Raw genomic sequence first — 14285 nt, forward strand, 5'->3', positions numbered from 1 at the left:
GCCGGTCAGTTCTTCCCGATCGGCGCCAGGACCGCGTCCGTCAGCTCGGCCAGGTCCTTCGGGGCCAGTTCGACCTCCAGGCCCCGGCGGCCCGCCGAGACACAGATCGTGGGATGGGCCCCGGCCGAGTCGTCGAGGACCGTGCGGAGCTTCTTGCGCTGGCCGAGCGGGGAGATGCCGCCGCGGACATAGCCCGTGGTGCGCTCGGCGAGCGCCGGGTCGGCCATCGCCGCCCGCTTGCCGCCCACAGCCGCCGCCAGGGCCTTGAGGTCCAGCGAGCCGGCCACCGGGACCACGCCGACCACCAGCGAGCCGTCCACGTCGGCCACCAGCGTCTTGAAGACCCGGTCGGGGGAGACGCCCATGGCCTCGGCCGCCTCCTCGCCGTAGGACGGGTGGGAGGGGTCGTGGTCGTAGGCGTGGACGGTGAAGTCCACGCCCGCCGCCGTCAGGGCCACCGTCGCGGGCGTGCCTCCGGACTGCTGCTGCTTCTTCGGCTTCTTCGCCATCCTCGTTCTTCCCGGTCCCTCAGTTCAGGCTCGTCGGCGTCCGCGTCAGCTCGAACGCGGGCAGCGACGGCAGGCTGCGGATGATCGACGTCTCCGCGCGCAGGAGCCTCAGCTCGTCCCGCAGCCGGGAGGCGGCGTCCGGCGCCTGGAGCAGCCGCTGCTTGGTCGGCGTGTCGTGCACCATGGCCGCGGCCACCAGGTACGACACCACGCCCGGGTCGTCCGGCAGCTCCGTGCCGCCGGACAGCGAGCGTTCCCGGGCGCCCGCCAGCCGCTTCTGGTAGCGGCGGAAGGAGCGCAGGACGTCCTCGGCCAGCGCGCCGGCCTCGTCCCCGGGCTCCTCCGCCAGCTCCTCCAGCTCCGCGGTCAGATACGGGCCCGAGGCGTCCACGGACAGCAGCCGCACCCGGGTCGTACCGGTCGCCAGCACCTCGAAGGTGCCGCCGGACCGTTCCCGGATCGTCGCCGCGTCGGCCACACAGCCCACGCCGTGGAAGGCCCGCAGCGGGTCGGCGCCGAAGCCGGCGGCCGGGCCCCGCTCGGGCTGCGCCGTGGGATCGGGCATGCCCGGGGCGCTCGGCGCGACCTCGTGGCCGTCCCGGATGGCGACGACGGCGAACCGGCGCGGCTCGTCCTCGGGGGTCTTCAGCAGATCGCGCATCATGGCGCGATACCGCTCCTCGAAGACGTTCAGCGGCAGCACGAGACCCGGGAAAAGCACCGAGTTCAGCGGAAAGAGCGGCAGACGGGCGGTGGTCACGGCGCCCCAGCCTAGTGGTCCGCGGCGCGGACGTGTCCGCCGTGGCCGCCACCGGGCTCCGGCGGCGCCTCCAGCAGCCCGGCCAGGACGGTCCGCGGAGCCGCCGTCTCCAGGTGCTCGCGCAGCCGCAGGAAGTGGCCGAGCGGGTCCTCGGAGAACCGGTCCCAGGGGAACGACGTGGCGTACGGGCCGATCAGTGGGAGCTGGCCGCGGGCGTCCTCGAAGCGCTCCAGGCGCAGCAGGAGGTACAGCAGTTTGTTGCGGACCTCGGCCGGCGCCGGATCGGCCGCCGGCAGGCGCGCGGACAGCGCCATCGCCCGGTCGGCCGCCGCGTCCAGCCGGGCGCGCGGCACCGTCGCGCCGCAGCCGTCGGTCAGATAGCCGAAGGCCGCGCGTGCGGGCAGCGCCTGCACCAGCGAGTCGGCCGGGGCGTCCTGCGCGGCCCGGTCGGCGAAGTCGAAGCACTCGCGGTGCGAGCCGTGCCAGGACGCGGCCAGATAGCGCAGGGCGGCCACATGGCAGCCGTAGTGGTGCGGGGCGCGCCGGACGGCCGCCTCCCACAGCTCCTCGAAGTAGCGGTGTCCGGCCCGGGTGCCGCGCGCGTGGTCGAGCGCGATCCGCCAGGGCACCGGGTCGCGGTCGTCGGCGCGGGCGGCGGCGGTGATCAGCGGGCTGACCTCGCGCAGCACCTCCGCCCGGGCCGGCGAGGGCCAGGCGCGGTCCACCGCCAGCTGGGCCCCGACCAGCAGCGCTCCGGCGTCCTCGGGGTCGGCGGCGCGCCACTCCTCGTACCACTCCGGGCGCGAGCGGGCGAAGCCGGCCAGGCGGCGGGCGTACCGGTCCCGGTGCTCCCAGTCGGCCGTGGCGCGGGTCTCGGCGAGCAGGCCGGCGGCGACGGCGTACTCGCCCCGGCCGGCCGCGACCAGCGCGGGCGAGAGGCGGTCGTCGGGCGCGTCGAGCACGGCCTCGTCCCCGGCCGGTGGCCGGTGGGCCGGGCGCGCGGGACGTTTGGTCATCCGGCGGGTGGGGCGGATGAACGAGGGCAGCAGAGCCATGGTGCCGACCATTGAAAGTCCGCAGGTCGGGGCGGCGCCAGAGGGACAAGGCAAGTCGTGGAAGGTTGTACGGCCGACGGTAAAGGTGCAGTAAAGGGTGAATGTGCGCCTTGTGTGGAAGTGGTGAGGTTGTGCGGATGTGGTGAGAGTGACGGTGCTTTCCGGAGCGGCACAGCCGGCCGGTCCCGTCAGCTCCGCCGCAGCAACCGGGTCGCGCCCGCAGCCACCGTGGTCGCCAGGACCCAGCCGACGAGGACCATCACCGTCGACAGCCACTGCCAGCCGCCGCGCAGCTGCCACTGCCCGACCTGGCCGAGGTCGATCACCGGCAGCAGCAGGTCCAGCGTGAACAGCGCCGGGCTCCACGTGGGATGCCCGCCGGAACCCATCGGCGGATGGTCGGCGTGCGCGAACGCCAGCGTGCCCGCCGCCCACAGCACCGCCATCCACACCGCGGCCCGCCCCGGACGGTAGCCGTAGGCCACCGTCCAGTCCTGGGCGAAACCCCAGACCTTGGCCGCCGGCGGCAGCGTCTCGCGCCGCCGGCGCTGCTTGGCGAGCAGCACCTCGCGCGCGTCCTCGTCCTCCCCGGCGGAGCGCAGCACCGACGCCAGCCGCTCGTACGGCTCCGGGGCGTACTCGGCGGTGGCCGCCGCCACCCAGTCCAGGCGCCGGGCCAGCGGGAACGGGCCCTTCGGCACCAGGTTCTCGTAGGCGAAGCCGCCCATGTGCAGACTGCCCGCCTCCGGCCAGCTGCTCGCGCGGTCCACCAGGTTCACCACCCGCGCGCCCGACAGCAGCACCTTGCCGCGCTGCGGCTTGTCCCCGAGGAAGCGCAGCTCCGGCGTCTGCACCCGGCGCAGCGACAGCTCCTGGTCGTCGGTGAGGGAGAACCGGGCCCGCTCCAGGTCGACGGCGTCCCCGAACCGCCCGTCGTCCAGCCGCACCCCGCCCCGGCACTCGAACCGCTGGATGCGCGTGCCGCGCGCGGGCGTGGTGCCGCTCAGCGCCGGGCTGCCCACTCCGGCCGGGGTCAGATAGAGGGTGCGCTCGACCGTGAGCTGAGGGGCGTTCAGGGCGAACCGGGCGTAGGGGTTGGCCAGTCTCGCGCCGCGGAAGCTGAGCGAGCCGCCGACCTGGGCGCCGCGCAGGCTCAGCTCGCCGTGCGACTCCAGCAGCTCCGCCTGGAGGTCCTGGCCGACGGTCATGCCGTCCGCCGCGATCGACCGTCCGCCGCGGTCGCGGTACACGATCGCCTGGTTGAGCAGCAGGTCGGTGCCGATGTGCGCGTCGGTCAGCCGGACGCCGTTCTGGAACCGGCAGCGCGGCAGATGCAGATCGCCCTCCGTGTGCACCCGGGCCGCCTCCAGCCGCGGCGCCGCGCAGTCCACCAGGCGCACGGTCGTGAACCGGGCCTCGGGCAGCCGGACCTCCTGGTCGAAGCGGCAGCCCGTCAGCTCCACGTACGGCGTGACCTGGCCACCGGCCAGATCCAGCACCCCGGTGATCCGTACGCCGACGAGCTTCAGCGCGGACACCCGGCCGGCCAGCGCCGGCGGGCCGTCCAGCAGCAGCCAGCACACGATGCGGGCGCGCACGGTCCGCTCCGGGCCCCAGGGATGCCCGCCGTGCGGATCGTCCGCGGCGAGGTCCCCGCTGCTCAGGTCGTACACGCTGCCGTTGCGGAAGGCCAGCCACATGCCCGCCTCGGCCGCGGTCAGGTCGTCCGGCAGATCCCCGGCGGCGATGCGGAGGCCGGCTCCCTCGGTCACCGTTCCCCCCTCTCCGTGCCATGGGTTTCGTACAGCCGTTCATGCCCGGTCCGTGACCTGTCGAACACCGCACGTGAAGGCGATCTTCCGGGTTCCGGCCACGCTCTGTACCAGCCATTGACCCAGGAAGAGCCGGCCTCCGGGCCGCGACGGACCGGTTCCCGGTCCCGGCGCACCCGGACGCGGTCCAGGGCGCGCCGGCCATTGGCCCATGCTCTGTATCAGCCACTGATACGCGCGGACGACTCCCTGCGGCGGTCTGAGAGAATTGGGACTGTGATTTCCCGAATCGATCTGCGCGGCGACGCCCTTCCCGAGGGCCCCGCCCTGCGCGACCTGCTGCCCCGAGCCGACTTCGACGTTCAGGCCGCCCTGGAGAAGGTGCGTCCGATCTGCGAGGCCGTGCATCATCGTGGCGACGCGGCGCTGATCGACTTCGCCGAGAAGTTCGACGGAGTACGGCTGGAAACCGTCCGTGTCCCGGCCCAGGCGCTCACCGACGCGCTCGCCGCCCTCGACCCGGCCGTCCGCGCCGCCCTGGAGGAGTCCATCCGCCGGGCCCGGCTGGTCCACCGCGCCCAGCGCCGTACGACCCACACCACCCAGGTCGTCCCGGGCGGCTCGGTCACCGAGAAGTGGGTGCCGGTCGAGCGGGTCGGGCTGTACGCGCCCGGCGGCCGCTCGGTGTACCCGTCCTCCGTGGTGATGAACGTGGTGCCCGCGCAGGAGGCCGGTGTCGAGTCCATCGCGCTCGCCTCCCCGGCCCAGGCCGCGTTCGGCGGCCTGCCGCACCCGACGATCCTCGCCGCCTGCGCCCTGCTCGGCGTGGACGAGGTCTACGCCGCGGGCGGCGCCACCGCCGTCGCGATGTTCGCGTACGGCACCGAGTCCTGCCCGCCCGCGAACATGGTCACCGGCCCGGGCAACATCTGGGTCGCCGCCGCCAAGCGCTACTTCACCGGCAAGATCGGCATCGACGCCGAGGCCGGCCCGACCGAGATCGCGATCCTCGCCGACGACACCGCCGACCCGGTGCACGTGGCCGCCGACCTGATCAGCCAGGCCGAGCACGACCCGCTCGCGGCCGCCGTCCTGGTCACCGACTCCGCCGCGCTGGCGGACGCGGTGGAGAAGGAGCTGGCGCCGCAGGTCGCGGCCACCAAGCACGTCGAGGACCGGATCGTGCCCGCGCTGGAGGGCCGGCAGTCCGCGATCGTCCTCGTGGACGGCATCGAGGAGGGCCTGAAGGTGGTCGACGCCTACGGCGCCGAGCACCTGGAGATCCAGACGGCCGACGCCGCCGCGGTCGCCGACCGGGTCCGCAACGCGGGCGCGATCTTCATCGGTCCCTGGGCCCCCGTCTCCCTCGGCGACTACGCGGCCGGGTCCAACCACGTCCTGCCCACCGGCGGCTGCGCCTGCCACTCCTCGGGCCTGTCCGTCCAGTCCTTCCTGCGCGGCATCCACATCGTGGACTACACCCGGGACGCGCTCGCCGAGGTCGCCCACCACGTGGTGACGCTGGCGGAGGCGGAGGACCTGCCCGCGCACGGCGCGGCGGTCAAGGCGAGGTTCGGCTGGAAGGTACCCGAGAGCAAGTGACAGGCAACCCCTCTGTGTCCCGCTGGGACGAGCTGCCCATCCGTGACGAGCTGCGCGGCAAGTCCCCCTACGGCGCGCCCCAGCTGGACGTGCCCGTACGGCTGAACACCAACGAGAACCCCTACCCGCTGCCCGAGCCGCTGGTCGAGCGGATCGCGGAGCGGGTGCGCGAGGCCGCCCGCGACCTGAACCGCTACCCGGACCGGGACGCGGTCCGGCTGCGCACCGAGCTGGCCGCGTATCTGACGAAGTCCGGCGGACATCCCCTCGGCACCGAGAACGTCTGGGCCGCCAACGGCTCCAACGAGGTCATCCAGCAGCTGCTGCAGACCTTCGGCGGGCCGGGCCGCACGGCCCTCGGCTTCGAGCCGTCGTACTCGATGCACGCGCTCATCGCGCGCGGCACCGGCACCGGCTGGATCTCCGGTCCCCGCGGCGAGGACTTCACCATCGACCTCGCCGCCGCCGAGCGCGCCATCGCCGAGCACCGGCCGGACGTCGTCTTCGTCACCACCCCCAACAACCCCACCGGCAACGCGGTCCCGCGGGAGACGGTCCTCGCGCTGTACGAGGCGGCGCAGGCGGCCAAGCCGTCCATGGTGATCGTGGACGAGGCGTACATCGAGTTCAGCCACGGCGCCTCGCTGCTGCCGCTGCTGGAGGGCCGCCCGCACCTGGTGGTCTCCCGCACGATGTCCAAGGCGTTCGGCGCCGCCGGCCTGCGCCTCGGCTACCTGGCCGCGCACCCGGCCGTCGTGGACGCCGTCCAGCTGGTCCGGCTGCCGTACCACCTGTCGGCCATCACCCAGGCGACCGCCCTGGCCGCGCTGGAGCACACAGACACCCTGCTCGGCTACGTCGAGCAGCTCAAGGCCGAGCGGGACCGGCTGGTCGCCGAGCTGCGCGCGATCGGCTACGAGGTCACCGCGTCCGACGCGAACTTCGTGCAGTTCGGCCGGTTCGCCGACGCCCACGCAGTCTGGCGGAAGATCCTCGACCGGGGCGTGCTGGTCCGGGACAACGGCGTGCCGGGGTGGCTGCGGGTGACCGCCGGCACCCCCAAGGAGAACGACGCGTTCCTCGACGCGGTACGGGAAGTGAAGAAGGAGCTGGGTTCATGAGCCGCGTTGGACGCGTGGAGCGCACCACCAAGGAGACGTCGGTGCTGGTCGAGATAGACCTCGACGGCACCGGCCGGACCGACATCGCCACCGGCGTCGGCTTCTACGACCACATGCTCGACCAGCTCGGCCGGCACGGACTGTTCGACCTGACCGTGAAGACCGACGGCGACCTGCACATCGACTCCCACCACACCATCGAGGACACCGCCCTCGCGCTGGGCGCCGCCTTCAAGAAGGCCCTCGGCGACAAGGTGGGCATCTACCGCTTCGGCAACTGCACGGTCCCGCTGGACGAGTCCCTCGCCCAGGTCACCGTCGACCTGTCCGGCCGTCCCTACCTCGTGCACACCGAGCCCGAGAACATGGCGCCCATGATCGGCGCGTACGACACCACGATGACCCGGCACATCCTGGAGTCCTTCGTCGCCCAGGCGCAGATCGCGCTGCACGTGCACGTGCCCTACGGCCGCAACGCGCACCACATCGTGGAGTGCCAGTTCAAGGCGCTGGCCCGGGCCCTCAGGTACGCCTCCGAGCGTGACCCGCGCGCGGCCGGCATCCTCCCGTCGACGAAGGGCGCGCTGTAACCCATGACCGGTCTGTCGACCCTTCTGATCGTCGTCGGCCTCTTCCTGGTCGGCGGCATCATCTCCTTCGTCAAGCAGAAGATGCCCACCAGCCTGATCGTGCTGCTCTCGATCGGCGCGGCCCTCTGCCTGGTGGCGGGCGTCATGCGGCTGGAGGTGTGGAATTGAGCACCAAGAAGGTCGTCGTCTTCGACTACGGCTTCGGCAACGTCCGCTCCGCCGAACGCGCCCTCGCGCGTGTGGGCGCCGACGTCGAGATCACCCGTGACTTCGACCGGGCGATGAACGCCGACGGGCTGCTGGTGCCCGGCGTCGGCGCGTTCGCCGCCTGTATGAAGGGCCTGCGCGACGCGCGCGGCGACTGGATCGTGGACCGCCGGCTGTCCGGCGGGCGTCCGGTCATGGGCATCTGCGTCGGCATGCAGATCCTGTTCGCGCGCGGCATCGAGCACGGCGTGGAGGCGGAGGGCCTGGAGGAGTGGCCCGGCACGGTCGAGCCGCTCCAGGCCGACGTGGTGCCCCACATGGGCTGGAACACCGTGGACGCCCCGGCCGGCTCGGAGCTGTTCGCGGGCCTGGACCCCGACGCCCGCTTCTACTTCGTGCACTCCTACGCCGTCCACGACTGGTCCCTTCAGGCCCACAACCCGGTGATCGAGGCCCCGAAGGTCACCTGGTCCACGCACGGCAAGCCGTTCGTGGCGGCGGTGGAGAACGGCGCCCTGTGGGCCACCCAGTTCCACCCCGAGAAGTCCGGCGACGCCGGAGCCCAGCTCCTCACCAACTGGATCGGAACCCTGTAGACCATGGCCAAGCTCGAACTGCTTCCCGCCGTCGACGTCCGTGACGGCCAGGCCGTCCGCCTCGTGCACGGCGAGTCCGGCACCGAGACCTCCTACGGCTCCCCGCTGGAGGCCGCCCTCGCCTGGCAGCGCGCCGGCGCGGAGTGGCTGCACCTGGTCGACCTGGACGCCGCGTTCGGCACGGGGGACAACCGCGCGCTGATCGCCGAGGTCGCCGGGGCGATGGACATCAAGGTGGAGCTGTCCGGCGGCATCCGCGACGACGACACCCTCGCCGCCGCCCTCGCCACCGGTTGCACCCGGGTGAACCTCGGCACGGCCGCGCTGGAGACCCCCGAGTGGGTCGCCCGGGTCATCGCCGAGCACGGCGACAAGATCGCCGTCGGCCTGGACGTCCGCGGCACCACCCTGCGCGGCCGGGGCTGGACCCGCGACGGCGGCGACCTCTACGAGACGCTGGACCGCCTGGACAAGGAGGGCTGCGCCCGCTACGTCGTCACCGACATCGCCAAGGACGGCACGCTCCAGGGCCCGAACCTGGAGCTGCTGCGGAACGTGTGCGCGGCGACCGACCGCCCGGTGGTCGCCTCCGGCGGCGTCTCCTCGCTGGACGACCTGCGCGCCCTCGCCGGCCTGGTGCCCCTCGGTGTCGAGGGCGCCATCGTAGGGAAGGCGCTGTACGCGAAGGCGTTCACCCTGGAAGAGGCCTTGGAGGCTGTGTCGTCATGACGTCCGAAGCCGTGCGGCGTGTGAGAAGCGAAAGTCCCTGGGAAGAGTCCTTCGGTTCCGCACGCGCCGTGGCGGCGGGCGACCGGGTGCTGGTGGCGGGCACGACGTCCTTCAAGGGCACCGTGCTCTACGGCGAGGCCGACCCGTACGAACAGGCCAAGGTGGCCTTCACCAGCGCCCTGGAGGCGATCGCGGAGTTCGGCCTCGGCATCGAGTCCGTGATCCGTACGCGGATGTACCTGACCCATGCGCGGGACGTGGAAGCCGCCGGCCGGGCCCACCAGGAGCTGTTCGGCTCCGTGCGCCCGGTCTCGACCCTGCTGGTCGTCCAGGGCTTCGTCGACCCGCGCATCCTGGTCGAAGTGGAACTAGAAGCATTCAGAGGAGCCTGAGCAGTCATGACCCTGGCGGTCCGAGTCATCCCCTGCCTGGACGTGGACAACGGCCGGGTCGTCAAGGGCGTGAACTTCCAGAACCTGCGCGACGCCGGTGATCCCGTCGAGATGGCCAAGGTGTACGACGCCGAGGGCGCCGACGAACTGACGTTCCTGGACATCACCGCGTCCTCCGGCGACCGGGAGACGACCTACGACGTGGTGCGCCGCACCGCCGAGCAGGTGTTCATCCCGCTGACGGTCGGCGGCGGTGTGCGTACCGCCGAGGACGTGGACAAGCTGCTGCGCGCGGGCGCCGACAAGGTGGGCGTGAACACCGCCGCGATCGCCCGCCCCGACCTGATCCGCGAGATCGCGGAGCGGTTCGGCCGCCAGGTGCTGGTCCTGTCGGTGGACGCCCGCCGCACCCCCGAGGGCACCTTCGAGGTCACCACCCACGGCGGCCGGCGCGGCGCCGGGCTCGACGCGGTGGAGTGGGCGCACCGGGCGGCGGAGCTGGGGGCGGGGGAGATCCTGCTGAACTCGATGGACGCGGACGGCACGAAGGACGGCTACGACCTGGAGCTGATCACCGCCGTCCGCAGGCACGTCACCGTCCCCGTGATCGCCTCCGGCGGCGCCGGCAGGCTCGCCGACTTCCCGCCGGCCATCGAAGCGGGCGCCGACGCGGTCCTGGCCGCGTCGGTCTTCCACTTCGGCGACCTCCGCATCGCCGACGTGAAACAGACACTCCGCGAGGCGGGCCACCCCGTCAGGTAACGAGACCACAGACCCCAGCAGCCCCAGCAGCCCCGGCCGTTCGGCCGGGGCCTGCGCGAACTGGTCCGGCACGGCCCGGCTGAAGGGGCCGAGGCACGCAGCGCGGGTCGGCTCGACCGGCGGTGAGCCGCAGCAGCACGTGGCCGCCGGCGACGGTGAGGGGCGGGAGCATGTCGCGGTGCACGTGTACGGCTTTCCGTTCCGCCTCTGAAACCCGTCGTCGCCTCCGCGCCCGAGAGGACAGTCCCTCCGTGACCGCCACGCTCATACCGCCCGCGTCCGTGCGGGCCCACCGCGATCCCAACGTGCTGCGCTGGCTCGGTGCGTACACCTCCTCGATGCTCGGCGACAACGTCTACTACCTCGCGCTGTCCTGGGCCGCCGTACAGGCCGGCACCCCCGCGCAGGCCGGGCTCGTGATGTCCGCGAGCGCGCTGCCCCGGGCCGTGCTGATGCTCGGCGGAGGCGTGATCGCCGACCGGCTGGGCCCGAAGCGGGTCGTGATCGGCAGCGACGCCGTGCGCTGCGCCGCCGTCCTCGCCGTGGCCGCGCTGCTCTTCCTCACCCACCCCGGCCTGTGGCCCCTCGCCCTGCTCGCGTGCGTCTTCGGCACCGTCGACGCTGTGTTCATGCCGGCCGTGGGCGCCCTCCCGGCCCGGATCACCGGCCACGACCAGCTCGCCCGCGTCCAGGGCCTGCGCGGCCTCGCCATCCGCGCCGCGAGCGTCGTCGGCGCCCCGCTCGGCGGCCTCGGCGTGGCCCTCGGCGGCGCCCCGGCGGCCTTCGCCCTCGCCGGAGCGCTCATCGCGCTGTCACTGCCGCTGCTGCTGTCCGTCCGCGTACGGGACCTGCCCGCCGGCGCCGAGCGCGGCGCCACCGCCTGGAGCGACCTGAGGGCCGGACTGCGTCACGTCCGCCGGCACCGGGTCCTCGGACCCCTCATGATCGCCATCGCGCTCGGCGACCTCGGCTTCGTCGGCCCGCTGAACGTCGGCCTGACCCTGCTCGCCGACCACCGCGGCTGGGGCGCCGCGGGCATGGGCTGGATACTGGCCGGCTTCGGCGCCGGCGCGGCCGCCGCCTCCCTGCTGCTCGCCGCCCGCGGCCGGCTGCCCCGCGCCGGACTGCTCACCGGATGCGCGTGCGCCGCGGGTTCCGTGGCCGTCGGCGCCCTCGCCTTCGTCCCCGGCCTGGCCGCAGCCGTCGGCACCGCCCTGCTCGTCGGTCTGCTCACCGGACTCAGCGGAGCGCTGTGCGGCGCGCTGCTCCAGACCCAGGCCGACCCCGCCTACCTGGGCCGCGTCACCGCCGTCTCCAGCCTCGTCAGCCTCGGCCTCACCCCGCTGAGCATGCCCTTCGCCGCCGCCGCGACCGGCGCCTTCGGACTCGGCCCGGTCTACGCCGTCAGCGCCGCCGTCTGCGGACTCGGCGGCCTCGTCTTCCTCGCCGTACCGGCCCTGCGCCGCGCGGAACTCCCCGGCTGACGGACCCGCTCAGATGCCCAGCTGCTTCGACTCGTGCAGCCGGTCGATCGCGTCCCCGTCCCCGTCCAGCTCCACCCGGGCCGCGCTCTGCCGCCCGAAGGCGAACATCAGCAGCTCCGACGGCTCACCGGTCACCGTGACCACCGGCGTCCCCCGGTGCGCCACCACCGTCTGCCCGTCCGGGCGGCGCAGCACCAGACCCGTCGGCGCGCCCTTCCCCAGCAGCCGCGCGGCCCGCTCCAGCCGCGACCACAGCGTGTCCTGGAACACCGGGTCCAGCTCGCGCCGGGTCCAGTCCGGCTGGGCGCGGCGGACGTCCTCGGTGTGGACGTAGAACTCGATGACGTTGGCCGCCTCGTCGACCTGCTTGAGCTGGAACGGCGAGAACCGCGGCGGCCCGCTGCGGATCAGCCGGATCAGCTCCTCGTACGGCTTCGCGGTGTACTCGGCCATCACCTTCTCCAGGCGCGGCGCGAGCTGCCTGACCAGTGTGCCGCCCGCCGCGTCCGGGCGGCGCTCGCGCACGATCACGTGCGCGGCCAGGTCCCGCGTCCGCCAGCCCGCGCAGAGGGTCTCGGCGTCCGGACCGACGGTTTCCAGGAGGTCGGCGAGCAACAGCCGTTCCCGCTTGGCGAAGGTCGACATGGGGCCAGCCTACGACCAGGTGATCGCCGCGCCCACCCGTCAGCCCCGGACGGGCCCGTGCCGAGCCCGGTGACCATCCCATGGACGCGCCGGGCCCGTTGTCGGTGCGGCGCGGCACAATGGCACGCATGACCAGTACGACCGGCAGCCCCCGGCCCAGCAGCCTCGACCCGGAGATCGCCGCGCGGCTCAAGCGCAGCGCCGACGGACTCGTCCCCGCCATCGCCCAGCAGTACGACACCGGCGAGGTGCTCATGCTCGGCTGGATGGACGACGAGGCACTGCACCGCACGCTGACCACCGGCCGCTGCACCTACTGGTCGCGCAGCCGTCAGGAGTACTGGGTCAAGGGCGACACCTCCGGCCACGTCCAGCGGGTCAAGTCGGTCGCCCTGGACTGCGACGGCGACACCCTGCTGGTCAAGGTCGACCAGGTGGGCGCCGCCTGCCACACCGGCGCGCGCACCTGCTTCGACGAGGACGTGCTCCTGACGGACGCGGATTCCGCCGCTCCGGCATCCGCTCAGTAAGGTCAGCCGCCATGGATCTCGAGACCTTCCGCAAGCTGGCCGGCGACCGGCGCGTCATCCCGGTCACCCGCAAGCTCCTCGCCGACGGCGACACGCCGGTCGCGCTCTACCGCAAGCTCGCCGCCGAACGCTCCGGCACCTTCCTGCTGGAGTCCGCGGAGAACGGCCGCTCCTGGTCCCGGTACTCCTTCGTCGGGGTCCGCAGCGCCGCCACGCTCACCGCCCGGGACGGGCAGGCCCACTGGATCGGCACCCCGCCCGTCGGCGTCCCCACGGACGGCGACCCCCTCGCCGCCCTGCGCGCCACCCTCCAGACCCTGCACACCCCGCACCAGGAGGGCCTGCCGCCCTTCACCGGCGGCATGGTCGGCTATCTGGGCTACGACATCGTCCGCCGCCTGGAGAAGATCGGCCCCGGCGAGCACGACGAGCTGCGGCTGCCCGAGCTGACCATGCTGTTGACCAGCGACCTCGCCGTGATGGACCACTGGGAGGGCTCGGTCCTGCTGATCGCCAACGCGATCAACCACAACGACCTGGACACCGGCGTCGACGAGGCGTACGCGGACGCCGTGGCCCGCCTGGACGCCATGGAGGCCGACCTCTCCCGCCCGGTCGCCCAGCCCCCGGCCCACCTGCCGCCCTCCGAACTGCCCGAGTACACCGCCCGCTGGGGCGGCCCCGACTACCAGCGGGCCGTGGAGGACATCAAGGAGCGCATCCGCGCGGGCGAGGCCTTCCAGGTCGTACCCTCCCAGCGCTTCGAGACCCCGTGCACGGCCGGCGCCCTGGACGTCTACCGCGTGCTGCGGGCCACCAACCCCTCGCCGTACATGTACCTCTTCCGGCTCGACGGCTTCGACATCGTCGGCTCCTCTCCGGAGGCGCTGGTGAAGGTCGAGGACGGGCGCGCGATGGTCCACCCCATCGCCGGCACCCGGCACCGCGGGGCCACCCCCCAGGAGGACCAGGCGCTCGCCGAGGAACTGCTCGCCGACCCCAAGGAGCGCGCCGAGCACCTGATGCTGGTCGACCTCGGACGCAACGACCTCGGCCGGGTCTGCGAGCCCGGCTCGGTCGAGGTGGTCGACTTCATGTCCGTCGAGCGCTACTCGCACGTGATGCACATCGTCTCCACCGTCACCGGCAAGGTCGCCCCCGGCCGCACCGCCTTCGACGTGCTCACCGCCTGCTTCCCGGCCGGCACCCTGTCCGGCGCCCCCAAGCCCCGCGCGATGCAGATCATCGACGAACTGGAGCCGTCCCGGCGCGGCCTGTACGGCGGCTGCGTCGGCTATCTGGACTTCGCCGGCGACTCCGACACCGCGATCGCCATCCGCACGGCGCTGCTGCGCGACGGCACGGCGTACGTCCAGGCCGGCGCGGGCGTCGTCGCCGACTCCGACCCGGCCGCCGAGGACCAGGAGTGCCGCAACAAGGCGGCGGCGGTGCTGCGGGCGGTGCACACGGCGAACCGCCTCGGGCGCCAGGGCGCTTCTCATGGCAACCCCGGGTGACGGTCCGCCGGGGG

Annotated in this window: 16 protein-coding genes; 11 read left to right on the plus strand and 5 right to left on the minus strand. The window is 73.3% G+C overall.

Going from position 1 to position 14285, the window contains the following annotated elements; genetic code table 11:
• Positions 1 to 5: 5 nt before the first annotated feature.
• The 4 genes from ybaK to SCK26_RS27685 form a co-directional block, all read right to left on the minus strand.
• Positions 6 to 509, minus strand: coding sequence for a Cys-tRNA(Pro) deacylase (ybaK, locus tag SCK26_RS27670; protein ID WP_318204050.1), 504 nt, complete (start codon positions 507 to 509; stop codon positions 6 to 8).
• A gap of 19 nt (positions 510 to 528) precedes the next feature.
• Positions 529 to 1269: an LON peptidase substrate-binding domain-containing protein gene (locus SCK26_RS27675; protein ID WP_318204051.1), complete on the minus strand. Its 741-nt coding sequence runs from the start codon at positions 1267 to 1269 to the stop codon at positions 529 to 531.
• Positions 1270 to 1280: 11 nt separating this feature from the next.
• On the minus strand, positions 1281 to 2324 hold the full coding sequence (locus tag SCK26_RS27680; RefSeq protein WP_412080787.1) for a hypothetical protein: 1044 nt from the start codon (positions 2322 to 2324) through the stop codon (positions 1281 to 1283).
• Between the two features lie 188 nt (positions 2325 to 2512).
• The gene (locus SCK26_RS27685) at positions 2513 to 4096 is read right to left on the minus strand and encodes an oxidoreductase (RefSeq protein ID WP_318204053.1); all 1584 of its coding nucleotides are present in this window, start codon (positions 4094 to 4096) and stop codon (positions 2513 to 2515) included.
• Positions 4097 to 4372: 276 nt separating this feature from the next.
• On the opposite strand from SCK26_RS27685, the gene hisD reads away from it, so the two are divergent.
• From hisD to SCK26_RS27730, 9 genes are all read left to right on the plus strand, one after another.
• Entirely contained in the window at positions 4373 to 5698 is a 1326-nt protein-coding gene (gene hisD, locus SCK26_RS27690) for a histidinol dehydrogenase (protein WP_318204054.1), read from the plus strand.
• A gap of 14 nt (positions 5699 to 5712) precedes the next feature.
• Positions 5713 to 6819, plus strand: a complete 1107-nt coding sequence (locus SCK26_RS27695; protein WP_318206105.1) for a histidinol-phosphate transaminase — start codon at positions 5713 to 5715, stop codon at positions 6817 to 6819.
• Positions 6816 to 7409 (plus strand): imidazoleglycerol-phosphate dehydratase HisB, encoded by a 594-nt coding sequence (hisB, locus tag SCK26_RS27700; protein WP_318204055.1) that lies wholly within the window; start codon positions 6816 to 6818, stop codon positions 7407 to 7409. The genes SCK26_RS27695 and hisB overlap by 4 nt, the downstream gene beginning before the upstream one ends.
• A 3-nt stretch (positions 7410 to 7412) precedes the next feature.
• Positions 7413 to 7577 (plus strand): hypothetical protein, encoded by a 165-nt coding sequence (locus SCK26_RS27705; protein ID WP_030605407.1) that lies wholly within the window; start codon positions 7413 to 7415, stop codon positions 7575 to 7577.
• A complete protein-coding gene (hisH, locus tag SCK26_RS27710; RefSeq protein WP_318204056.1) occupies positions 7568 to 8212 on the plus strand; it encodes an imidazole glycerol phosphate synthase subunit HisH in 645 nt (214 codons plus the stop codon). The genes SCK26_RS27705 and hisH overlap by 10 nt, the downstream gene beginning before the upstream one ends.
• 3 nt (positions 8213 to 8215) lie before the next feature.
• Positions 8216 to 8941 carry a bifunctional 1-(5-phosphoribosyl)-5-((5-phosphoribosylamino)methylideneamino)imidazole-4-carboxamide isomerase/phosphoribosylanthranilate isomerase PriA gene (priA, locus tag SCK26_RS27715; protein ID WP_318204057.1) on the plus strand — a complete coding sequence of 242 codons (726 nt, stop codon included), beginning with the start codon at positions 8216 to 8218 and terminating at the stop codon, positions 8939 to 8941.
• Complete coding sequence (locus SCK26_RS27720; protein ID WP_318204058.1) at positions 8938 to 9333, plus strand: RidA family protein; 396 nt, start codon at positions 8938 to 8940, stop codon at positions 9331 to 9333. Before priA ends, SCK26_RS27720 begins: the two co-directional genes overlap by 4 nt.
• 6 nt (positions 9334 to 9339) lie before the next feature.
• Entirely contained in the window at positions 9340 to 10095 is a 756-nt protein-coding gene (hisF, locus tag SCK26_RS27725; RefSeq protein ID WP_318204059.1) for an imidazole glycerol phosphate synthase subunit HisF, read from the plus strand.
• Between the two features lie 251 nt (positions 10096 to 10346).
• Positions 10347 to 11579, plus strand: coding sequence for an MFS transporter (locus SCK26_RS27730; protein WP_318204060.1), 1233 nt, complete (start codon positions 10347 to 10349; stop codon positions 11577 to 11579).
• A 9-nt stretch (positions 11580 to 11588) separates the two neighbouring features.
• Here SCK26_RS27730 and SCK26_RS27735 read toward each other — a convergent pair whose 3' ends face one another.
• A complete protein-coding gene (locus SCK26_RS27735; protein ID WP_318204061.1) occupies positions 11589 to 12224 on the minus strand; it encodes a TIGR03085 family metal-binding protein in 636 nt (211 codons plus the stop codon).
• Between the two features lie 128 nt (positions 12225 to 12352).
• Between SCK26_RS27735 and hisI the strand changes: the two genes are divergently transcribed.
• Positions 12353 to 12754, plus strand: a complete 402-nt coding sequence (gene hisI / locus SCK26_RS27740) for a phosphoribosyl-AMP cyclohydrolase (protein WP_318204062.1) — start codon at positions 12353 to 12355, stop codon at positions 12752 to 12754.
• An 11-nt stretch (positions 12755 to 12765) separates the two neighbouring features.
• The gene (locus SCK26_RS27745; protein ID WP_318204063.1) at positions 12766 to 14271 is read left to right on the plus strand and encodes an anthranilate synthase component I; all 1506 of its coding nucleotides are present in this window, start codon (positions 12766 to 12768) and stop codon (positions 14269 to 14271) included.
• Positions 14272 to 14285 lie beyond the last annotated feature (14 nt).

Source organism: Streptomyces sp. SCL15-4, assembly GCF_033366695.1.
GTDB lineage: Bacteria > Actinomycetota > Actinomycetes > Streptomycetales > Streptomycetaceae > Streptomyces.